The following is a 22577-nucleotide window of genomic DNA, read 5'->3' on the forward strand; positions in this document are numbered from 1 at the left end:
CTTATAATCTACATTTATTTAATTTTTTTTAATTGCTCTATTGTTGATTGATAAAGTTCATCGCAGTAGTGATACGGCGCCCCCCCCCATTTATGATTTGGGTCGCAAAAAAAGAGATTATTATCGTAGGTTATAAATTGACTCTTGGGTATATATTCTCTTATCTTTTCATACATTTTAGATAGAAAAGCATTTGATTGCTCGAGATAATCTTGTGATATTAAATTTAAATTATTACTCCAAAAAACTTCATTTATATATATTTTGTCTAGTTTGTTTAAGGCTTTTAAAATACTTATCAGTCTTGAAAAACCCCTAAACCATAAATTAAATTTCTTTTCATGATATCTATTAAGTAGCTTAACTTTATTTTTTTGTGCGTTTTTATACTCTGCAGAGTAGGTTAGCATAGAGCCATCTTCATTTAAAACTAGATGAAATCTCTCATCAATCAAATCTACAAGCAAAATATCAAATTCATTATTTTTAATATAATGATAAAAGCTCTTATTCATATCTTGTAAAACCATCTGTTTTTGAAATTTCGACTCAATAGAATTTATAACTTCTAAATCTATACATGGTTTTGAAATTAAAGAGGCAAAACTGCTTCTAGCAAAGTGTCCTACCAACTCAAATGAGTTATCTTTATCATATTCCAAAGCATCACGACTAACACAGGAGCCAAATATAAGCACTTTGCTCTTACTCATTTATTAGCTTCATCTCTTTCAATATAGTTTGGTTAAATCCACTTTGAGATTTAACTCTATTGTTTCCTGCTTTTGATAGTTTTAAGAAGGCATCTGGATTATGATATAGATACTCTATAGCATCTGCTAAGGCTTTAGGATTTTCTGGTTCTACTACAATAGCGCAGCTATTATCTACAAACTCAGGTATAGCAGCTACATTAGTCGTGATAGCTACTAATCCACTACTCATAGCCTCATCTCTGCTTACGCCTTGAGAATCCATTCTTGTAGGGGTTAGAAATATTCCATAATTATCATGATATGACTTTATCTCTTCTTGAGTTAAGAATCTTTTTTCTATCTTTACATTATTAAATTTTTTCAAAGGTTCTGTAGTATCATCAAATAACTCCCCATCCCCCACAAAACAAAACTCTAAATCTTTAAAAAATGGTTTTGTGGATAGTATTTGCACTGCCTTAACGGCCATATCATTCGCGTACTTACGCGAATGATATGGCCGTATGGTTAAAATTTTGGTTCGTAAATTTTCTGATTTTTCTTGATATTTAAATATATTTTCATCTATATAATTATGTATTATGGAGTATCTATCTTTTGATAAGCTCAATCCCAAATCGCCCAAAGATTCATCTTTAAAATGCTCACTAACAAACACAAAATGTAGATTTTGATTTGGTTTATTGATTAGTTTATGCCATAACTTTACTCTATTAGCACTAAGTCTTTTTTGTCTATCTATCTCATCAGGATTAAGCCTTTCAAACTCATAGGCTCTTCTTTGCCATACTTGTATCTCAGCACCATGGATCCATACTATAACTTTTATTTTATCTATGAATTTTTCAAGTATTTTCCACATATTAGAGTCAATCATATGAACTAAGACTTTATCATAATAACCCATATTTAAGGTGTTTTCTAAAAGAGTGGAGTCTCCACTAGCTACATCTATACCTTGAAACTCTCTAAATGGTTCATTAAATTGATTGTTTATTCTAAATATATCTACTAAAAAATTCGAATCTTTATAAGACCTTACTCTGCTATGTAAAAATCCATATTTATATAGATCATCATAGCTTGGGTATTGTTTTGATAAGATTAGGGTTTTTGATTTTGGTAGTAAGGCGTATGGATTAAGAATAAGATTATCTAAGATCAATTTTTCTATTTGAGCTTTTCCACCTCCAACTAGTTTTAATCCAAATTTGATATATTCACACTCATTAGGAATAGCTATAGTATGTTTTTCATTAGCTTTATTAATAGAGTGAGATATCTTATCGCCATTTATATCTTGAAATTCAAATACAGTGTATAAGTTTTCTAAAGTAAATGTTGAGATAAGATTAATTGTGCTATTTGTAACTAAATTTAGTTCTTCTTTGGTAAAGGCTTTATCAAAGTATATGTATTTATGCTTTTTTGTAGATAGGTTGCTTTCTATTATTAATTTATTATTTGATAGATTAATATTTAGATGTGAAGATGAGTTGTGCTTTAATAATTCATATAATCTATCAGATGGTATGTTAAATAGATTATCATCATTATAGATTTGGATTCTAGGCGGTATTTTATCAACTATAATAGATATGTTTTCATCAAAGCATATCCCACTATCAGCTATTAAAATATCTTGGATATAGGTTTGTATATCGTTAGTAGATGCTTTAATACCATTTTTGCAGTAATTAAACTCATCTATAGATAGCATATTTTCAAAATTTATGGTGTTAGTTGTGATGATATTTTCTAATTCATCATTGCTTAAATTACCAACTTTAAATAACGCAGATGTAGTATATAGATTGCTAGTATAGTTATATCTATGTTGTTCGTTGTTTAATTTTATTTGATTGTTGAATTCATAATGACAGAATTTCCCAATAGCATCGCATTTGCTATATTTAGTAGCAAGAATAATATCATTTATATAGTTTTTCCCATAGTAATCATTTGGGTCAAATAGACCAATAAATGAGTTGCGATCGTTTATAGCTTTTAATGCCTCTTTTATATTTTTAAATATATGAGTATTTTGTTGTTGATTTTTTATATTATTTGGACTAATGATAAATAGCGTTTTATTTGGGTAGGTTTGGCTATTAAACATATCTAAAATTCTATTATATTCATCGTTTGTATTTACAATGGATAATATAATTGTATTTATAGTTTGGTTATTTGCGTTGTGATTAAAAACTTTAGATAATATAAATGAAAGCCTATCATAATATGTATGTTCTTGCATTACTTTTCTAAGGCCAAGCAATCTAAATTTTTGATAGTAGAGCTCATCATCACATATAGACTTAAGTCTGCTAACTATCTGCCCCTTATCATCTGATGATATAACTAAATCACCAAAAAAATTTCTAACACCCCTAGAGAAATTACTAACAACAATGGTATTTGATGCCAAAAGCTCAAATACTCGTCTAGCAAACATAGTTTGAGATTGTTTAATAGTATTCATATTTATGCCAAATTTATAACCTTTATAGGCTTTATCAATCTCGGTTGGAGATAATTTGCCTAAAATCATAGGTTTAAATTTAGGTGGGAATGTATAGTGCGGATGTGGATTGTCAAAATTTCTATCATAAATTTCTATATCTTTAAAATCTTTAACAGAGTTTATTAGCGTGTTAAAATCTATCTGTCGTTGCGGATATCGCAGATAATATGAACCGGCAAAATTAAAAGCATCTTTTCTTTTATATTTTTCAATAGGATTATGAATATCTGGTTGAGCAGCAAATGGCAAGAGATAGACATTGTTGTGTTTGAGATGGTATTTGTATATTCCAATACAATCAATATCGGTAGTAAAAACATAATCTACTATTTTTGCTACATTTAAAAATGTATTAAAATGTACTGGGTCTTCTTTATTCCAAAAGATGGTTTTTATTTTATTATCATTACACCATTGGATAAGCTCTATAAGCTCTTTTGAGCAGTTACTTATTTTTGTCGCCCAAGAATCATCTTTGCCTTTCCAAGCAGACTCTATAAACACCATATCTGGATTAAAATTCGATATCTCATTTTTCCAGTTATTTAAGGTCAGTTGTAATAAATCACACTCATATTTGAATGAATTATAGGTAAATTCATCCATAATGGCAGCTATTTTAATCTTTTTTATATCATCTATGTGATCTATATTTTTTTTGGTTTTAAGATCTATTTTATTTTGTGTAATGTAATTTATATTTTTACTTGTAGATTTTATATATGATTTATATTTTCTATATTCATTATAGAAACTAAATGGGAGCTTTATAAAGCCTTTAAATGATTTAGTAGATTGGATAAGGGTATGCCCTAGCCTAAATGATAACATATTTTTGATTCTATAAATTTCATCATCTTTTTTGGATATAGTTTCTAATAGCTTTTTATTTCTAGCTTCCATGCCTTCGAAATTTGTTTTTAACTTTTCAATGCTATTATTTAGGGTTTTATTTTTGGCTGATACGCTATTTTTATCTTGTAATTCTTTTTGATATCTAGCCTTCATTCCAATGAAATTTGTTTTCATTTTGTCAAAGTCATTTTCTAGAGTTTCAATTTTGTCTTCTAATCTAGATTTTTCATACTTAATCTCTACTAATTCTTGATTTTTCTCATCTTTAATACTTAAAAAAGATTCTTTTTCTTTTTCTAGGGTTTTGATTTTGTCCTCTAATTTAGATTTTTCATACTTAATCTCTAATAATTTTTGATTTTTCTCATCTTGAATACTCAAAAAAGATTCTTTTTCTTTTTCTAGAATTTCAATTTTGTCTTCTAATAATTTTATACTTTTAGTAGATAAATCTATCACTTTATTAATATCATTTTGATGTCTTTTACTGTAATTTAATGATTGTTTGATTCTATAAGATTCAAATATCTGATGATTTAAACTATTAGTTAAAATATCTTTTTCGCAAATAGTTTCTTTAGGTAAAAATAGATGAGTAGGCGTAGCATTAAAAGTATCCCAATATACATAATTTAAATCATTTAATATATAAGATATATTTTTAAAAGAATCCATATTGATTGCTTCGACATAGAGCAATGGTCTATCTTTGGCGATTAGGTTTTTAGCGCCATTTAGAACATTACACTCCATCCCCTCAACATCTATTTTTATTACTGCTACTTTTCCATGGAAATCTACATTATCTAAAGGAATAGTAGGTATATCGCCATCATTTGAAATTTCTAATGACTGACCACCGAGATTTGTTTCATCAAATGTTACAAATTTAGCCTTAGAAACTGAGTCCGAAACTGCAATATTATAACATTTTGTAATATTTTCAAATTTGTTAAGTTTAATGCTATTTATCATTATGTCAAATAATATAGAATTTGCTTCAAATGAATAAACAAAAAGATTATTTGCAGCAAAAAATAGAGTATGGTTGCCAACATTTGAACCAACATCTAGTATTATATCATTAGATTTACATCTACTTATAATATCTTTAAGCATTGTCAATTCATATGGTTTAAGCTCTTCATAAATCTTTTTTTGTATGTAGTCGGTATCTTTATTTGGTAAATACATCATATATGAAATACCCCCCCCCATATCAATATTCACAACATCTCTATTATCTATATTCATACTATTTCCTTACAAATTCACAAAATCTACAATTTTATTTGATTTAAGTCCTATAAATTCATTATGTTTTACAAGGGCTACTATAACACCACAATCTTTTAATGCTATATCTAATGAAGTTAGATGAATGTTATCTTTGTTTAATTGTTTTGGTAGAGATTTTATATTTGGCTCAACTGCGTAAATTTGAGAATTTGGAATTTGTGATAACTCCTCTGTTATCAAAACAGCTGGGCTCTCTCTTAAATCATCAATATTTGGTTTAAATGCAAGACCAAGGCAAGCTATTTTTGGATTTTTTATATCTTTTATTTTTTCTTTTATTTTAGATATTACATACTTAGGTTTAGAATCATTTACCAATCTAGCTGTCTTTATAAGTTTAGAGTATTCAGGCACATTACTACATATAAACCAAGGATCTACTGCTATACAATGGCCTCCTACTCCACATCCAGGTGTCAAAATATTTACCCTAGGGTGTTTATTAGCAAGTTTTATAAGCTCCCATACATCAATATTAAGCTTATCGCAAATTAGTGATAACTCATTAGCAAAAGCTATATTTACATCTCTAAAACTGTTTTCAACTAGCTTACTCATCTCTGCTGTTTTAGCATCTGTTTGTAATACTTCACCCTTGACAAAGCTCTTATAAAATAGAGCTGTTTTTTCTGTAGCTTCTTTGGTTATACCACCTACTATTCTATCGTTATAAACTAGCTCTTTCATTATATGTCCTGGCAAAACTCTCTCTGGACAATGAGCTATAAATACTTTATCTATATTGATTTTATTATCTTTTAATATATTAGCTATCATATCTGTTGTCCCAACAGGTGATGTTGATTCTAATATTATTATGTTTCCATCTTTTATATAAGGAAGTATGGATTGTGTGGCGGCTGTTACATAGTCTAAATTTGGAGTCTTGATATCATCATTATTGTGATGAAATGGAGTTGGAACTGCTATTATAAATACATCTGCCTCACAAGGCTTGGTATCAGCTTTTAATTTGCCAGATTTTACAGCGTCATATACAAATTTATCTAACTCTGGCTCTACTATATGTATTTTACCTTCATTTATAGTATTAACTGCGTTTTGATTAATATCAACACCATGAACTACATAACCATTATTAGCTAGTAAAGCAGCAGTAGGTAATCCTATATAACCAAGACCTATTACGCAAATAGATTGTGGCTTATTCATATTTATCTCCTTATTTTTATCTAATCTGTTTTATAAATTTTGTTGTAAAAAAGCGATTATTTTTTTAGATGCTTTCCCATCTCCGTAAGGATTTATGGCATTTGACATTTTTTTATACTCGTTTTCATCGTTTAATAGGATTTGAGATTGTTGGGTGATTTTAATAATAATACAAGAATATATTTGCTACAATTACAAACTTAGTCTAAATATAGGGGGGGGGTAGTGGCGTTGCTTCGATTGCTATTCTTTCGTATTGGTACTAATATATTTTGTTTTGAATTTTTGGTATTTTGATTTATATATTACATAGCAATTATCGGAGAAATATATGAAAAAAATATTAGTTGTATTTGGTACTCGCCCTGAAGCCATAAAGATGGCTCCACTAATTAAAGAGCTTCACTCTATCTCGGATTTTCAAACCAAAGTTTGTGTAACGGCTCAGCATAGGCATATGCTTGATCAGGTTTTAGAATTATTTGATATTACTCCTGATTATGATCTTGATATAATGAAAAAAGGTCAAAATTTACTTGATATAACTAAGGATGTTTTATATGGTATAAATGATGTTATATCAAATTTTTCCCCAGATATTGTACTAGTTCATGGCGATACCACTACCGCAGCAGCTGCTAGTCTAGCATCATTTTATAACAAAGTAAAAATAGGACACATAGAAGCAGGACTTAGAACAAACAATATCTATTCTCCGTATCCAGAAGAAGCGAATAGACAGATAATAGGCGTTTTAGCTAATTACCATTTTGCGCCAACAAAGATAGCTTATGATAATTTAATTAAAGAAAATAAATCTAGTGAAAATATCATAGTTACCGGAAATACAGTAATAGACGCTCTATTATTGATATTAAATAAAATTTTACACGATGAAAAAATCAAAAATTCAATTTTAGAATCACTTAAAAGTGAGGGCTTTACTTATGATAAAAATAGAAAGCTAATACTTGTAACTGGTCATAGGAGAGAAAATTTTGGCGATGGATTTATCAATATTTGTAATAGCTTAAAACAAATTGCCCTAAATAATCCTAATGTGGATATATTATATCCAGTTCATTTGAATCCAAATGTTCAAACACCTGTAAATAACATATTAAGTGGAATTCAAAATATTCATTTAGTAAGTCCATTAAAATATGAAAGCTTTGTATATATGATGCATTTATCGCACTTCATTATTACAGATAGCGGTGGCGTCCAAGAAGAAGCCCCTAGTCTAGGAAAACCTGTATTAGTAATGAGAGATACCACAGAAAGGCCTAGCGCTTTAATGGCGGGCACCATAAGGCTAGTTGGCACAGACATTATTAAAATCACCCAACAATCTCAAATCCTATTAAACGATGAAAACGAGTATAAAAAAATGTCAAATGCCATAAATCCTTACGGAGATGGGAAAGCATCTAAAAAAATAATCGCTTTTTTACAACAAAATTTATAAAACAGATTAGATAAAAATAAGGAGATAAATATGAATAAGCCACAATCTATTTGCGTAATAGGTCTTGGTTATATAGGATTACCTACTGCTGCTTTACTAGCTAATAATGGTTATGTAGTTCATGGTGTTGATATTAATCAAAACGCAGTTAATACTATAAATGAAGGTAAAATACATATAGTAGAGCCAGAGTTAGATAAATTTGTATATGACGCTGTAAAATCTGGCAAATTAAAAGCTGATACCAAGCCTTGTGAGGCAGATGTATTTATAATAGCAGTTCCAACTCCATTTCATCACAATAATGATGATATCAAGACTCCAAATTTAGACTATGTAACAGCCGCCACACAATCCATACTTCCTTATATAAAAGATGGAAACATAATAATATTAGAATCAACATCACCTGTTGGGACAACAGATATGATAGCTAATATATTAAAAGATAATAAAATCAATATAGATAAAGTATTTATAGCTCATTGTCCAGAGAGAGTTTTGCCAGGACATATAATGAAAGAGCTAGTTTATAACGATAGAATAGTAGGTGGTATAACCAAAGAAGCTACAGAAAAAACAGCTCTATTTTATAAGAGCTTTGTCAAGGGTGAAGTATTACAAACAGATGCTAAAACAGCAGAGATGAGTAAGCTAGTTGAAAACAGTTTTAGAGATGTAAATATAGCTTTTGCTAATGAGTTATCACTAATTTGCGATAAGCTTAATATTGATGTATGGGAGCTTATAAAACTTGCTAATAAACACCCTAGGGTAAATATTTTGACACCTGGATGTGGAGTAGGAGGCCATTGTATAGCAGTAGATCCTTGGTTTATATGTAGTAATGTGCCTGAATACTCTAAACTTATAAAGACAGCTAGATTGGTAAATGATTCTAAACCTAAGTATGTAATATCTAAAATAAAAGAAAAAATAAAAGATATAAAAAATCCAAAAATAGCTTGCCTTGGTCTTGCATTTAAACCAAATATTGATGATTTAAGAGAGAGCCCAGCTGTTTTGATAACAGAGGAGTTATCACAAATTCCAAATTCTCAAATTTACGCAGTTGAGCCAAATATAAAATCTCTACCAAAACAATTAAACAAAGATAACATTCATCTAACTTCATTAGATATAGCATTAAAAGATTGTGGTGTTATAGTAGCCCTTGTAAAACATAATGAATTTATAGGACTTAAATCAAATAAAATTGTAGATTTTGTGAATTTGTAAGGAAATAGTATGAATATAGATAATAGAGATGTTGTGAATATTGATGATGCGACTAAGATTGACCAGTTACAAAGAGAAATTTTAAGACTAGAAAAAGAGTTAGAGGATTATAAAGGTGCTAGATTAAAATACAAAAGATTGGCTAATAATTGGGAGTATAAATACAATAAATTAAATAATAGCATTCCAATCAAAATTTCTAGATTATTTAAATCGCCATTTAATAATAATCTATTTAAATCAATATTAAAAAATATTAAAAAACGCAAAAACAATGAGCCTGATGTAAAATTGGATTATGATAATGTCGCTTTTGAAAAATTACAAAATTTTGGTAGAAAAGATAAGCCAGTAATACTTATTTATGGCAACATTAGCTTAAATATAGTTGATGGCTCATCTATTTGGCTTAGTAATATATATAATTTGGCAATTAGTGCTTGTGATGTGATATTGCTATCAAAGCAAAATATACAAAGTAATCTGATTACTTCAAATTTTATAAAAAATGATAATCAAAGTATCATATTAGAGCCAAAAGATTTTTGCGAAAAAGAATTTAGCATAGAAACTGCTATAAAGGCTCTAGTGGCAATTGATTCATTTGTGCCTAATATTCAATTATTAGTTACTAGAGGCTTAGAGCTTAATGTGGCAATATGCTCAAATAATGTTTTTAAATATAGGTTGGTGCCTTATTTAACAGATTTTTATACCATCACAAACAAAGGTCTAGAATATAAAGATGATATTGAAAATAAACTTGATTTAATAGCTAAACAAGCTAAGATTTGGCTATTTCAAACACCTAATATCCAGAATGAAATTGAAAAAATCTTAGGCTATAAATTAGAATCTATAAATTTTGCCCCTGTGATTCCTAAAATAAAAAATTATAAAATTGTAAAAAACGATGTTATTACTATAGCCTATGGAGGTAAAATTCAACCAGATTGGGGAATACAAGAATTAATCAAAGAGTGTAAAGATCTGATAACCATTGGTTATAAGTTAAAACTTATTATAGTATCTAGCAAGATTTCTGCTCAAAGCGATATTGTTAATGATAAAAATTTTATTCAAAACATAAAAGAACTTTTATCCGAGCCTTTTGTTGAGTATATCGATAAAGCCAACCAAGAAAAAACACTAGAAATACTTAGCAAGGCTGATATTCTATATGGTTTTAGACCTAAGTATTTTGAAGAGCATACACTTGAGCTATCTACAAAAATTTTAGAAGCAGTAGCTCTATATAAACCTATAATATGCTATCCAAATGATATAAATATAGAGTTATTTGGCAAGGATTATAAATATTTTATACATGATATTTGTGAGTTGGTTAAAATATTACAAATGGATAATTTTGATATAGATAAAAATATATATGATTCTATTATTAAAAAATACTCTTTTGACTATAGAAAAGACTTTTTTAAGCAATTTTTAATAGATAATAAAGATACAAGATTGTTATGTATGGCTGGGCATGATTTTAAATTTATTGATCATTTTTATTCCTATATGAAGGCAAGTGGATATAGAATAAATAAAGATGTATGGGAATGGGGTGAGTGTAAAAACGAGATGAGAAGTAAATATCATTTACAAGTTAGTGACACTATATTTTGTGAATGGGGATTAGCAAATGCTGTATGGTATTCACACCATAGTAGTAATAAAAAAATTTATGTAAGAGTGCATTTACAAGAAATTAGAGAAAAAGCTAGAAAATTCGGATTTAGAATAAATAGTAGCAATATTACAAATTTTATTTTTGTAAGTGCTAGAGTAAGAGATGAATATATAAAAATGTTCAACTTAGAAAAATCAAAAACTAGTGTTATACCAAATTATGAGCTAAACGATGATTTTGTTATAAATAACAATAAAAAACTTGGTATAAATTTGGGTATGGTTGGCATTACCCCACAAAGAAAAAGATTAGATAGGGCAGTTGATTTAATTCAAAATTTATTAACCATATATCCTGATGTAAAATTATATATAAAAGGACATAGGCCAGAGCAGTATGAGTGGATGCATGCACCAGGACGCATAAAAGAGCTTGAATACTACAATCAACAATACCAAAGAATCAATGATAATGAAGCTCTGAAAAATGCTGTTATCTTTGATGGATTTGGCAATGATATGAGTAGATGGTATCAAAAGATAGATTTTATACTCTCTCCTAGTGATTTTGAAAGTTTTCATTATGCCTTGGCTGATGGTGTTGCTTCTGGATGTTTGCCTGTGGTATGGAACTGGGATGAGGCTAGTGTATTATATGATAGCTCTTGGATTGTGAATGATGATACTGAAGCGGTCGAAAAGATAAAATCATATTTAAATGCTGATAATATAGATGAGATAAGAAATAATAATAGAAAATTGATAATACAAAGATATGGATATCAAAAAGTATTTAATCAAATAAAAAAGGCTATATATGAATCATGATATATTAAGAATTTTTTATCCAGAAATATTTAGCAATTTGAAAAAAAGTAGCCTTAAAGATAATTTAGATAGATTAAAAAATAATATCCTAAAAGGCGATAAAAGGCGAAATCTAGATGATCTAAAAATAATAAATGAGAGCGATTGGGAGCAAACAAATACATTACCAGACTCAGCTGCTTGGCATTTTCATACATTAGGCAGGCCTTTATCATCAAATTTATATGAAAAGATTAGAAGCGATGAGAGTATAGATTTGGTTGTTAAGCATGTGAAAATGTGGATAAATTGGGATAAAAATAGCAAAATAAAACACGAACAAGTATATAGTGGCCATACTGTAGCATTAAGATTAGAGTTTTTATTGCTAGTATATATATTTAGACAAGATAGCCTAATACTAAAAACAATACAAGAGCATATTGATTTTTTAAAACAAAATTATGATGGTGATTGGAATCATGGATTAGATCAAAGTATAGCGCTTTTAAAAGCGGCATATTTTTTTAATTTATCCACTATAAAAGAGCTCGCTATACAAAGAATATATTCAAATTTTAATCAAACATTTGATGAAGAAGGGGTCTGCCAAGAACAGGCTATATCGTATCATCATTATAACATATATCGATTTTGGCATGTAATGAAAATATTCAAATTTATAAATGAAAATTATAAAATATTTGAGAATAAATTAAATTTAGCCAATAATTTTTTGTTATGGGCGATACTTCCAAATGGGTATTATTGTAATTTAGGTGATACGATATATGAAAAACCTAGTTTTGATATTTTTACAAAAGAACAAAAAGCTTTAATTGAGCAAAATAGTAGTTTAATAAATGAGCTTTTTTATCCATCTGTTAATGGTGGGGCTGTTTTTAAAGCTGGTTATATATTTATGAGATCTAATTGGGGGGGGGTAATGAATAATTCTTCTCCTAGGCATTTATCAACTAGATTTGGTCCAGCTAGAATTATACATGGCCATAATGATCACATGAGTATAACATATTTTGATGGCAAACCTTTGATTGTGGATGGCGGTTTTAGCGGATATTCAGATGATGCTTTTAGAAATTTTGTTAGATCTCCATTATCTCATAATGTAGTGTTTATAGAGAATCACTCAAAATTTAAATGGAATAGTGAAACATTTTTAAAAGAGTATAAAACTTACCAAAATAACGCATATTTTACATTGGAGGATGCCCCCTATGATGGAGTAATAAGAAAAAGATCTGTGTTTAGTAATATAGATAATGCTACGCTCATAATACAAGATACAATTATTTCAGATAGAGAATTTACTTATACTCAGAATTTTAACATATATGATGATATTTTGCTAAATAATAATGGAGATATTACACTAAATTGCGGATATATATTAAAAAATATAATTAATAAAAATGATAAATTAGAAATATCTAAAGTCAGAATGCAATATAATGGTGATAAAGTAAATATATTAGGCGGATACGCTTGTAATGTTCCAAATAATAAAGAAATTTATAATGTTCGCACTTATAAAACTGGCAAAAAAGTTGATTTTTTATCTATTTTTTCTAAAAATAAGATAGATTTAATAGATAATAATTTAATTATATGTGATAATACTTTATTTGATATTGCTAATAAAGCACAATATAAAATTAACTCTTTAAATACAACTTCACAAACAATAACTAACAATAAAAATAAAAAATCTTTTATAGAAATTGACTTGCCTTTATGGCAGTATATATTACTATATATAGAGTGTCAAAGCGATGGATATTTCTATATAAAACCAAGCGATAAGATAAAATATAGGTTTAATAAATACTATTTTTTCAAGGATAAAAAACAATTAGAATTTGTATTATTAGAAAATCAATCAATCGATATAAAAATAAATATTAGTTATTTAGAATATTTGGAATATAAGGAAAAATAAAATATGATAAAACCAGCAGTAGAGCCAAAAGTTGTATTTCATGAGAGCGATTTAATCGATATAGCAAGCAATGGAATATGTACTCAAAGTAGTATAAGTATATATAGTCGTCAAAATGATGCAAGAAGACCTATTTTACAAAATAATACGGATTTTAGGGACTTTTCTATACATACAGCCGCTGGGCCAAATCAATGGTGGATGATAGATTTACAAAAACCACAGAGTATAGAATATATACGAATAACTAATAGGGATAAATATAAAGAGCGTCAAAAAACATTAAAATTTGAGTTCTCCATAGAAAAAGATAATGAATTTATAGAATTTGACAAAACTCTTATTGATTGGAGTGATGACTTACAATATATATATATATATTGGCTGTAAAATGAATATTAGATATATTCGCATTACGCAAACTGCCCAGTGGCCACTTTATTTTAAATATATAAATATTTATCAAAGAAAATTTCCATATCTTATAGTGGCTACTAGAATAGATGGTTTTGGCTCTCGCATTTTTGCCCTATTAAATGCGATGTATTTAGCTTTTAAATTAAAATCAAAATATGGATTTACTTGGAATTCTTTTTCTAACTCACCAAAAACTATTGGCGAGCTAGATGAAAAGTATATATTTACACAGGATTATCTTAAAAAATATAGCTATACAGACTCAGTGATCCATAGATCTATTCCAAGATTTAGTTTTTATGGAAGTTTTCAAGAGCTTGAATATTATCCAACTGAAAGATATGGATTTTATATGCCAAATAATCAGCCATTAAATAAGCATTTCATAGATTTTGATGATAATGAATATAGAGCTTGTCTAAATAAATCATTTTATGATATAGGTTTTAACGATAGTATAAAAAATGCTATTGATATAGCTAAAAAAATATCCGATGAATTTGGAGAATTTGAATGTATTCATATCCGCAATGGAGACTGTATAGATGAGCTTATAAATTCTATTTTAAGAAGCGATATAAATGGCAGAATTTTCCCGTTGGAATTGGCAAATATCTTGTTAAATAAACTCAGCAACAATAAGACAATAGTTTTATTTAGTGCTGATAACTCTGCTGATCTTATATGTGATATTATAAAAAATAAAAATATTATAAACTCGGCAAATTTATTTACTACTAAAACTACATATAAGCTAAATAGTATAGAGCATACTGCGTTTGATTTGGTTTTGATGAGTAAATCAAGCGTAATATATAGCAGAAAAGCAACTACTTATTCATTGTTAGCTTCATATATCGGTAATACCAAATTAGAGTATATAGATAATTTATTTGATAAAAATGAGATAATTTCTTTAATAAAAACATCAAATATAGATTACAATGATAATAAATTTAAAATTGCCAAATTTGCGTATTTAATATATATAATGATGCAAAATAATCATCCAGATTTGGAAATTACAGTACTTGATGGGTATAAGCAGACTGGTTTTGGTATATTTTTAGCCGAATATTTAAATTATTTATTAAAAAATAGTAATACCGATAAAGCAAACTTTTTTATTAAAAATTTAAATAGTCTAGACATTGACAATATGCTTAATTATCTTAACCCGCAAAATCAAAATCAAGCATTTATAAATTTTGGTGGTTTAGAGTATATATCTGATATTGCAAAAAATTTAAATAGTTTATTTTAGTGCAAAAATATAAATTTAATTTTTTTATAAGGAGCGAAAATGATTTGGAGAGAGAATGAACTTATTGAAGTTGGGCATGATAAACTAGCAACTCAAAGTTCTATATCATCATTATCTAGAGATAATGATCCTTTTAGATGTTTAGATGATTTCACGGTGCGACAAAATTTGCCTTATAGCACTCATACGGCCAATGAAGATAATCCTTGGTGGTGTGTGGATCTTGAAAATATTTACAAATTAGAACTGATATCTATCTCAACTACTATGAATATCAAAGAAATCTTGCCTGATTTATCTTTTTGGGTTTCTGCTGATGGGGGGGGGGAATGGACTAAATTAGACAATGATTTAGTTAGGCTTAATGGCGATAGAATAGATATATATGTATCGCAAAGAATTTGCGTTAGATATTTTAAAATTTCTTATAATAAATTTGGTGCACTTCATTTTAAATCGATAAAATTATTTATTGCAAAACACAAAGGAATGATTATACAAACTAGAATGGATGGCTTTGGCGCTAGGCTATTTGCCATGCTAAATGCTATGTATTTAGCCAATATTTCGGGTTATAAATTAGGATTATATTGGCATAAAATAGATAACGGCGATGATGGTGTTTTGGTGGAGTCTGAAAATGATATGTTTGATGAAGTATTTGTAAAAGAGTGTTCTGTTACAAATGCCGATAGGGATTATATTTATGGACTTGGAGCAGACATAAACTTAAAAGATTTTATAGAGGGCAAATATGGCAGATTAGTTGGCTGGTTTTTACCAAAACGATTAGATACTATATGTAAAGATATCAATGCCAAAGATTATTATGAATATGTTAAATACGCTTGGGATAATATGCCATTTAATATAAAATATAAAGAAATAATTAATAAAATAAAATATTTAGATATATTTAATGGAGAGAATTTTAAGGCAATTCACATCAGAAATGGCGACAATATTTTAAGTTTGCCGCATAGAAAAGTTATCTTTAATAGCATCTGTCAATCTAGAATATTGCCTATAGAAATAGTTATAAACTATATCAACAATAATTTTGATAAAAACGAAAATATTGTTTTATTTGGTCCAGATTTTAACTCTTTAAACGCTATAAAAGAGTATTTGATAAATTTAGGATACATTAATGTGCATATTTCAAATGATATTCTTAAAGACGCTTTTGGATATTTGGATAAAATGTCAATGACTATTGCTGATTTTGCTCTATTGTTGAAATCTTCAAATATTTATTGTGGAGACAGCTCTTTATTTATACATCTAGCTACTTTGATTAATAACAATTGTAAAGTAGTTAATATATTAAAATATTTTAATATGCATGAAATTTATGAGTACATAACCACTAGTCAATTGATACCAAATATAAATCCTTTACAAAAAGCTGGTTCTTTATCATATATTTTTGCTAAGTCAAAAGAGCTAAATTTGGATATGAATGATCAAATAGATATATTAACTAAAGCTTCATTTCATGATTCTGAAAACTTCGCATATCCGATTATGATAGTTATAGTTTTGTTAAGATTTAATTGTTTTAAAGAGGCAAATGATCTTTTAAAGAGATACATCGATGACTCATATGAGCAAATTATAAATATTGCCTTTGTTAAATATCCAGCAGAAACAAGAGTTAGCTTAGCAAGAACACCATTAGAATACATTGAACTATTTAATATATTAAGTACCTCTGATATAAAATCATATGAATATTTATCCTTTTTATATGCCCATTTTTTAAGATATCAAAAAGATTATGAAGATGCTAAGAATATTTGTAAAACTCTTGAAGGACAAAAAAATATCAATAAAACTATTTTTAACAATTTTTGCTCCAGTCTGTGATTATATAATAAAATATGATTATATTAGCATTATTTCGCTAATATAGCAAACAAAGCAAATAAAACCCCATAATACGCTTTAGATAAGTTAAAAATAATATAAAGAAAGTAAGCACAAAAGCTTACTTTTCAAATCTCAAAATATCAAATTTTAGCTTTTTGTTCTCTTCTAGCAAAAGCTTATCTGGATTTACCAAAACTCCGATTTTTACAGCTTTTAAAAGCGGAAGATCATTTATACTATCGCTATAAAAAGTCGCATTTTTAAACTCATCTTTAGAGACATAAGATTTAATCTTTTTTACTTTTCCATCTCTAAACGCTGCAATACCATCGATATTTCCAGTATAAACGCCACCTTGCATCTGAGTATTTGTCGCTAAAAACTCATCTATATGAAGAAACTCACACACGGCTTGTACTATAAAATCGTTTGTAGCCAAGATAACTGCCGCCATTTAAATTTACTAGCTTTATAGCATCATCATAGACTATACCCTTGATCTTTTTATCCACAAACTCACTCAAAAGCGGTTCTATATCCTGCTTTGTTTTACCTTTTATCGGGGCTAAAAAGTGCTTTTGATACTCATCCATATCAAGCACACCATTAGCATAGTCATTCTCATAAGCCTCTTCTACAAACTCAACCCCAACAAGCCCTTTTTCATAGATAAAATCCGCCCAAAGCTTGGCACTATCTTCTTTGATAAGCGTTTTATCAAGATCATATAGATAAATCATCTAACTCCTTTATCATTTCTAAATGAATTTCTAAAAATACACTATCGCCCACTTCATACAAAGAGTTTAAAGAGTGATTTAAAGTATCTACTTTTAAGCTTATACCTTTAGCGTCTATTGAATATCTTATGATATTTCCTAAAAATATCTTCTCTTTTACCACCGCTTGTATAGATCCGTTTTTTGTTATTTCTATAGTTTCTGGTCTGATCGCAAGATCTCTTTTAAAGTCGTGTTTTACTAAATTTAAAAGTGCCTCAGAGCTTAGTATATTATAACTTCCTATAAAACTAGCTACAAATTTATTTTTTGGTTTGTGATACAGCTCTAAAGCGTCGCTATTTTGAGCTATTTTACCATCTTGCATAAGAATTATTCTATCGCTCATGGCAAGAGCTTCTTCTTGATCGTGAGTTACGAAAATCGTAGTTAAACTCATCTTTTTAGTTATCAGTTTTATATGTTCTCTTAGATGTTTTCTTATCTTTGCATCAAGAGCCGAAAGAGGTTCATCTAGTAGCAACATACTTGGTTTAGTAACAAGAGATCTAGCAAGAGCCACTCTTTGAGCCTGACCGCCAGAGAGTTGATGCGGATATGACTTTATCTCTTTTTCAAGTCCAACCGTCTCAAGCATCTTTTTAACTCTTTTTTCTATATCTTTTTTATCTATTTTTTTTATTTTTAATCCATAAGCGATATTTTCATAAACATTTAAATTTGGAAAAAGAGCGTAGTTTTGAAATACCATACCGATATTTCGCTTTTTAATGCTAATTTTTGTTATATCTTTATCATCTAAAATTATCTTTCCGCTTTGCGGGGTACTAAGTCCGCAAATGCATCTAAGAAGAGTGGATTTACCGCACCCTGATGGACCTAAGAGAGTTATTAGCTCACCTTTTTTTGCACTAAAAGTAATATTATCAAAAACGAGCTTCTCTTTATATGATTTTTTTAAATTTTTAACTTGCAAGTATGACATTTTAAACCTTTTTTCTGTGACTTATATATGAACTTATAAAATTTGCTATAAATATCAAAAACAGATAACTAACAATAGCTGCACTTGAAACGTGACCGCTTCTGTTTTTTATATTGTAAAGATATACTTGAAGAGTTTCAAACTGCGTACCAGCAAGTATATTTGCATATAAAAACTCACCTATCAAAAATGAAAACGATAAAAATACTGCTATAAATATCGAATCTTTTAAATTTGGAATTATTACTCTAAAAATAGCTCTAAATATACCGTTTCCAAGAATATAATTTGAGTAAATTATCTCTTTTAAATTTAAAGCTGAGATATTATTATCAATAGTTCTATATACAAAAGGTACTGCGATACAAAAATAACAGCCTATAAGTATATATGGAGTTCCACTTATAGTATCGCTATATAAATTTAAAAGTCCGGTGCTAAGCACAATAGGAGCAATGGCAAATGGCAAAACAGATATAAAACTCATTATGTTTTTTAAATTTAAAAAGTAAAAGTTTGCACAAAATACAACCGGAAACAAAAATAAAATAGCTAAAAATATCGCCGCAAAACATACTAAAAGAGAGTTTAAAAGTGCTTTTAAAAATCTAGGATCGCTTAAAAGCACTTTATAGTGAGAAATACTAAATCCGTCCGGTAAAATATTTGATGACCAGCTTGAGGATATCGAGTATATAAAAGTAGCCACCATGGGCAAAACTATGATAAGAAATAACACTAAAACAACGCTATAATGATAAATTTTAGATAATCTACTCATATTTGTCTCTTGTAATTAAATAAATTTGAAATATAAAATAGTATTAATGCCATGATAAACATCAAACAAAACAGCATAACGCTAAGCGCACTAGCTAAATACGGATTTAAGTCGATGTCTCCGGCTATCAAAGACGCTATTCGCACCGGAACTACATTGAAATTTCCGCTACTAAGGGCGTAAATAGTAGCGTAAGCTCCAACCGCATTTGCAAACAATACTATAAAAACTCCGATTATAGATGGCATCATAATAGGTATGGCAACCTTTAGCCAATAAATAGCTCTGCTAGCTCCTAGTATATCGCTAGATTCGCTACTTTGTTTATCTAAAACATTAAACGCAGGATACAATAGCAAGATAGCAAGTGGAATTTGAAAATAAATATATACTAAGTTTATCCCTACGCTTCCGTATATATCGATAACAAAATCAATTCCCAAATCCTTAAAAAGCAGATTTATAGCGCCATTTGCACCCATTAAAATGATAAATGCAAAGGCTAAAGGCACCCCTGAAAAATTGCTAGTCATCGTATTTAAAGATAAAAATAAATTTCCAAAATGCGAGGTTTGAATTTTATAAAGAGAATATGAACCAAAAAGAGAAATTATAAGCGCTACAAAACTTGAAATCAAACTTATATAAAATGAATTTAAAAAACTCTGCATAATAAATCTACTATCAAATATCTCTTTATAATTATCAAACCCCCACTCGCCGCTTTGATCTATAAAACTATTTATCAAAATCCATAAAAACGGAGCTAAGATAAACATAAAAAATACCACAAAAAACGGAATTAAAAATAGAGTAGCTATAAACTTTTCTCTATTCATTTTAATAACTCTTTAGTAAAGCTTTTATCGTGATCTATGCCTAAAATTTCACAAATCAAACCGCAAATTCCGCTCTGTTCTACCTCAACTCTAGCAAAACTAAACTTATCGCCAAAAACAAAAAACGCCACGTCTCTTTCTATATCTAAATTCCCGCCATGAGTGCCATCTTTATTCATACCATGATCGCTTGTGATTATCACATTTACGCCCTCTTCTAGCTATTTTAATACTAAAGAAGACAATATAGTATCTACTTTTCTAGTAGCATTTCTATACTCTTTGCTATCGTGAGAAAATTTATGACCTATATCATCTATATTCATAGAATGAAAAAGAGTAAAATCAAGATCAAATTTAACCCTCAAACACTCTGCATCACTAAATAAATGGCTATCATTATAGTCGTCTTCATAATAAAAAATGCCATAAGGTATGTTTAAACTCTGCTCATTTATTATAATTCTATCCCTAACCCTGTCAAACAAAGTTTTATTATACAGTTCGCTTATCCAGTAATACGCTGCCGCGCCGGCTTTTAAATTAGCTAGTTTTGCATACTCAAATATACTTTTATTGCTACTAAAAGGTTTGCAATAATTATTTAGTATGCCACTTAAAGCCGGTTTAACTCCTGTTAATATACACTCATAAAGCGGTCTTGAGATAGATGGAAGCTCACTTTTCATCTTATAAATTTTACCCATATTTGCATTACAAAGTGCGAGCAAACCGCCCATACATTGCTGTGCCGTACTATACTCAAGACCATCTATAATTACCAAAACCACCTTAGACATCTTTTATTTCCTTAAATAATCATAATTTATTTTAAATTTACAAAAATCTCTTTCACATTGCATCTCTTTTATACCCTACAAAATTTACCTTATAAGTCGCAAATAAATAATTATAGATCAATAAGAACCAAATACGATTTTTCATATTTTATTCATTATTTGATATTTATAATAACATTTTCTTGCCAAAGCCTTGGAAGCTTTTTTGCAGTCTTTTCCCAAATTTCTGGATTTTTTATAGGTTTAGCATTTTTATACTCATTTTCTGGTATAAGTCTGTCTTTTATATCTGGTGGAAGCTCTATATAAGCATTTCTAATCGGTCTTGCATAACCTTTTGCTAAATTTATTTGACCTTGATCAGATAAGATATACTCTCTAGCAAGTTTTGCTGCGTTTATATTTTTGGCATATTTGTTGATAATAGTCGTATAACCGCTCACTATAGATCCGTCTTGCGGGATAGTTACTAAATATCTGTCTTTACCTACTTTGTCTCTGTAATTAAGAGCATTAAAATCCCAAATTATAGCTACGTCTATCTCGCCTTTTTCTAAATTTGCAATACTAGGATCTACCATTGATAAACGACCTTGTTTTGCTAATTCGGCAAAAAAGTTTAAAGCCGGACTTAAGTCTCTCTCATCACCTCCTAAAGCATAATTTGCAGCCAAAACTCCGCTAACTGCTTGAGCCGCTACGCTTACATCGCCTACTGTAATCTTATATGTTGCGTTTTTAAGATCTTTCCAAGTTTTAGGAGGATTTTTTAATGTTTGATTGTTTATTATAAAAGCTATAGTGCCAGTATAAGCTAACATCCAGTGACCGTCTTTGTCTTTTGCCCAATCAGGTATTTGATCCCAGTAACTAGTTTTAAAAGGCTCACTAACGCCCTCCAAAATAGCTATGCGACCAAAACTTTGACCAACATCACCGATATCTGCAGTAGCATTTTTTTTCTCGGCTTTAAATTTAGCTATTTCTTGAGCAGAACTCATATCAGTATCGCTATGCTTAAGCGAATAAAGCCTAGCTAAATCATCCCAAGTATCTTTCCAGTTTGCCCACGTATCAGGCATACCAACGCTATTTATAACGCCCTCTTTTTTGGCTGCTTCTATCAAATTTGCGTCGATATTAGCTGCATTTAATGCTCCAAAAACAATGGTCGCGCTAAAAAAAGTTTTAAGTATTTTC

General features: G+C 28.9%; 17 protein-coding genes and 1 pseudogene. 7 read left to right on the forward strand and 11 right to left on the reverse strand.

The window, feature by feature from the left end; genetic code table 11:
- Window positions 1-14 precede the first annotated feature (14 nt).
- Genes CHLWT_RS06130 through CHLWT_RS09585 form a run of 4 tightly spaced genes read right to left on the reverse strand, consistent with a single transcriptional unit; the run spans window position 15 to window position 6750 of the window.
- Complete coding sequence (locus tag CHLWT_RS06130) at window positions 15-713, reverse strand: DUF6270 domain-containing protein (protein ID WP_112000779.1); 699 nt, start codon at window positions 711-713, stop codon at window positions 15-17.
- Window positions 706-5349, reverse strand: a complete 4644-nt coding sequence (locus tag CHLWT_RS06135) for an FkbM family methyltransferase (protein ID WP_176320869.1) — start codon at window positions 5347-5349, stop codon at window positions 706-708. Before CHLWT_RS06135 ends, CHLWT_RS06130 begins: the two co-directional genes overlap by 8 nt.
- 9 nt (window positions 5350-5358) lie before the next feature.
- Window positions 5359-6567 carry a UDP-N-acetyl-D-mannosamine dehydrogenase gene (gene wecC / locus CHLWT_RS06140; protein ID WP_112000836.1) on the reverse strand — a complete coding sequence of 403 codons (1209 nt, stop codon included), beginning with the start codon at window positions 6565-6567 and terminating at the stop codon, window positions 5359-5361.
- A 30-nt stretch (window positions 6568-6597) separates the two neighbouring features.
- Window positions 6598-6750 (reverse strand): UDP-N-acetylglucosamine 2-epimerase, encoded by a 153-nt coding sequence (locus tag CHLWT_RS09585; RefSeq protein WP_176320882.1) that lies wholly within the window; start codon window positions 6748-6750, stop codon window positions 6598-6600.
- A 148-nt stretch (window positions 6751-6898) separates the two neighbouring features.
- Between CHLWT_RS09585 and wecB the strand changes: the two genes are divergently transcribed.
- The 7 genes from wecB to CHLWT_RS06180 are packed head-to-tail and all read left to right on the forward strand — an operon-like array spanning window position 6899 to window position 17229.
- Complete coding sequence (gene wecB / locus CHLWT_RS06150) at window positions 6899-8035, forward strand: non-hydrolyzing UDP-N-acetylglucosamine 2-epimerase (protein ID WP_176320870.1); 1137 nt, start codon at window positions 6899-6901, stop codon at window positions 8033-8035.
- Window positions 8036-8065: 30 nt separating this feature from the next.
- The gene (wecC, locus tag CHLWT_RS06155) at window positions 8066-9274 is read left to right on the forward strand and encodes a UDP-N-acetyl-D-mannosamine dehydrogenase (protein WP_112000836.1); all 1209 of its coding nucleotides are present in this window, start codon (window positions 8066-8068) and stop codon (window positions 9272-9274) included.
- A gap of 9 nt (window positions 9275-9283) precedes the next feature.
- On the forward strand, window positions 9284-11740 hold the full coding sequence (locus tag CHLWT_RS06160) for a glycosyltransferase (RefSeq protein WP_151062141.1): 2457 nt from the start codon (window positions 9284-9286) through the stop codon (window positions 11738-11740).
- On the forward strand, window positions 11730-13679 hold the full coding sequence (locus tag CHLWT_RS06165) for a heparinase II/III domain-containing protein (protein ID WP_112000407.1): 1950 nt from the start codon (window positions 11730-11732) through the stop codon (window positions 13677-13679). The genes CHLWT_RS06160 and CHLWT_RS06165 overlap by 11 nt, the downstream gene beginning before the upstream one ends.
- Before the next feature lie 3 nt (window positions 13680-13682).
- Entirely contained in the window at window positions 13683-14069 is a 387-nt protein-coding gene (locus tag CHLWT_RS06170; protein WP_111986739.1) for a galactose-binding domain-containing protein, read from the forward strand.
- A gap of 1 nt (window position 14070) precedes the next feature.
- Window positions 14071-15360: a hypothetical protein gene (locus tag CHLWT_RS06175; protein ID WP_112000406.1), complete on the forward strand. Its 1290-nt coding sequence runs from the start codon at window positions 14071-14073 to the stop codon at window positions 15358-15360.
- Window positions 15361-15399: 39 nt separating this feature from the next.
- Complete coding sequence (locus CHLWT_RS06180; RefSeq protein ID WP_112000405.1) at window positions 15400-17229, forward strand: hypothetical protein; 1830 nt, start codon at window positions 15400-15402, stop codon at window positions 17227-17229.
- 121 nt (window positions 17230-17350) lie between these two features.
- Here the strand turns inward: CHLWT_RS06180 and CHLWT_RS09590 are convergent, their stop codons facing one another.
- The 7 genes and pseudogenes from CHLWT_RS09590 to CHLWT_RS06215 all read right to left on the reverse strand — a co-directional run bounded on the left by CHLWT_RS09590 (window position 17351) and on the right by CHLWT_RS06215 (window position 22573).
- Complete coding sequence (locus CHLWT_RS09590) at window positions 17351-17686, reverse strand: HAD family hydrolase (RefSeq protein WP_170253164.1); 336 nt, start codon at window positions 17684-17686, stop codon at window positions 17351-17353.
- Window positions 17634-17972: an HAD family hydrolase gene (locus CHLWT_RS09595; RefSeq protein ID WP_170253165.1), complete on the reverse strand. Its 339-nt coding sequence runs from the start codon at window positions 17970-17972 to the stop codon at window positions 17634-17636. Before CHLWT_RS09595 ends, CHLWT_RS09590 begins: the two co-directional genes overlap by 53 nt.
- Window positions 17956-18957, reverse strand: coding sequence for an ABC transporter ATP-binding protein (locus CHLWT_RS06195; protein ID WP_112000404.1), 1002 nt, complete (start codon window positions 18955-18957; stop codon window positions 17956-17958). Before CHLWT_RS06195 ends, CHLWT_RS09595 begins: the two co-directional genes overlap by 17 nt.
- Before the next feature lies 1 nt (window position 18958).
- Window positions 18959-19738 carry an ABC transporter permease gene (locus CHLWT_RS06200; RefSeq protein ID WP_112000403.1) on the reverse strand — a complete coding sequence of 260 codons (780 nt, stop codon included), beginning with the start codon at window positions 19736-19738 and terminating at the stop codon, window positions 18959-18961.
- Entirely contained in the window at window positions 19735-20577 is an 843-nt protein-coding gene (locus CHLWT_RS06205) for an ABC transporter permease (protein WP_112000402.1), read from the reverse strand. The genes CHLWT_RS06200 and CHLWT_RS06205 overlap by 4 nt, the downstream gene beginning before the upstream one ends.
- Window positions 20574-21377 (reverse strand): annotated as a pseudogene (locus CHLWT_RS06210) (alkaline phosphatase family protein). The gene CHLWT_RS06205 and the pseudogene CHLWT_RS06210 overlap by 4 nt, the downstream one beginning before the upstream one ends.
- 155 nt (window positions 21378-21532) lie before the next feature.
- Window positions 21533-22573, reverse strand: coding sequence for an ABC transporter substrate-binding protein (locus tag CHLWT_RS06215; RefSeq protein WP_373924817.1), 1041 nt, complete (start codon window positions 22571-22573; stop codon window positions 21533-21535).
- Window positions 22574-22577: the final 4 nt, after the last annotated feature.

The sequence above is a fragment of the Campylobacter hyointestinalis subsp. lawsonii genome (assembly GCF_013372165.1).
Classification (GTDB): domain Bacteria; phylum Campylobacterota; class Campylobacteria; order Campylobacterales; family Campylobacteraceae; genus Campylobacter; species Campylobacter lawsonii.

Excerpts from the sequence above, each read along its gene's own strand:
- CHLWT_RS06195 (WP_112000404.1), bottom strand. The coding sequence starts at position 18,957 with ATGTCATACTTGCAAGTTAAAAATTTAAAAAAATCATATAAAGAGAAG.
- CHLWT_RS06175 (WP_112000406.1), top strand. The coding sequence starts at position 14,071 with ATGAATATTAGATATATTCGCATTACGCAAACTGCCCAGTGGCCACTT.
- CHLWT_RS06200 (WP_112000403.1), bottom strand. The coding sequence starts at position 19,738 with ATGAGTAGATTATCTAAAATTTATCATTATAGCGTTGTTTTAGTGTTA.
- wecB (WP_176320870.1), top strand. The coding sequence starts at position 6,899 with ATGAAAAAAATATTAGTTGTATTTGGTACTCGCCCTGAAGCCATAAAG.
- CHLWT_RS06165 (WP_112000407.1), top strand. The coding sequence starts at position 11,730 with ATGAATCATGATATATTAAGAATTTTTTATCCAGAAATATTTAGCAAT.
- CHLWT_RS09590 (WP_170253164.1), bottom strand. The coding sequence starts at position 17,686 with ATGGCGGCAGTTATCTTGGCTACAAACGATTTTATAGTACAAGCCGTG.
- CHLWT_RS06170 (WP_111986739.1), top strand. The coding sequence starts at position 13,683 with ATGATAAAACCAGCAGTAGAGCCAAAAGTTGTATTTCATGAGAGCGAT.
- wecC (WP_112000836.1), top strand. The coding sequence starts at position 8,066 with ATGAATAAGCCACAATCTATTTGCGTAATAGGTCTTGGTTATATAGGA.
- CHLWT_RS06130 (WP_112000779.1), bottom strand. The coding sequence starts at position 713 with ATGAGTAAGAGCAAAGTGCTTATATTTGGCTCCTGTGTTAGTCGTGAT.
- CHLWT_RS06135 (WP_176320869.1), bottom strand. The coding sequence starts at position 5,349 with ATGAATATAGATAATAGAGATGTTGTGAATATTGATATGGGGGGGGGT.
- CHLWT_RS06160 (WP_151062141.1), top strand. The coding sequence starts at position 9,284 with ATGAATATAGATAATAGAGATGTTGTGAATATTGATGATGCGACTAAG.
- CHLWT_RS09595 (WP_170253165.1), bottom strand. The coding sequence starts at position 17,972 with ATGATTTATCTATATGATCTTGATAAAACGCTTATCAAAGAAGATAGT.
- wecC (WP_112000836.1), bottom strand. The coding sequence starts at position 6,567 with ATGAATAAGCCACAATCTATTTGCGTAATAGGTCTTGGTTATATAGGA.
- CHLWT_RS06180 (WP_112000405.1), top strand. The coding sequence starts at position 15,400 with ATGATTTGGAGAGAGAATGAACTTATTGAAGTTGGGCATGATAAACTA.
- CHLWT_RS06205 (WP_112000402.1), bottom strand. The coding sequence starts at position 20,577 with ATGAATAGAGAAAAGTTTATAGCTACTCTATTTTTAATTCCGTTTTTT.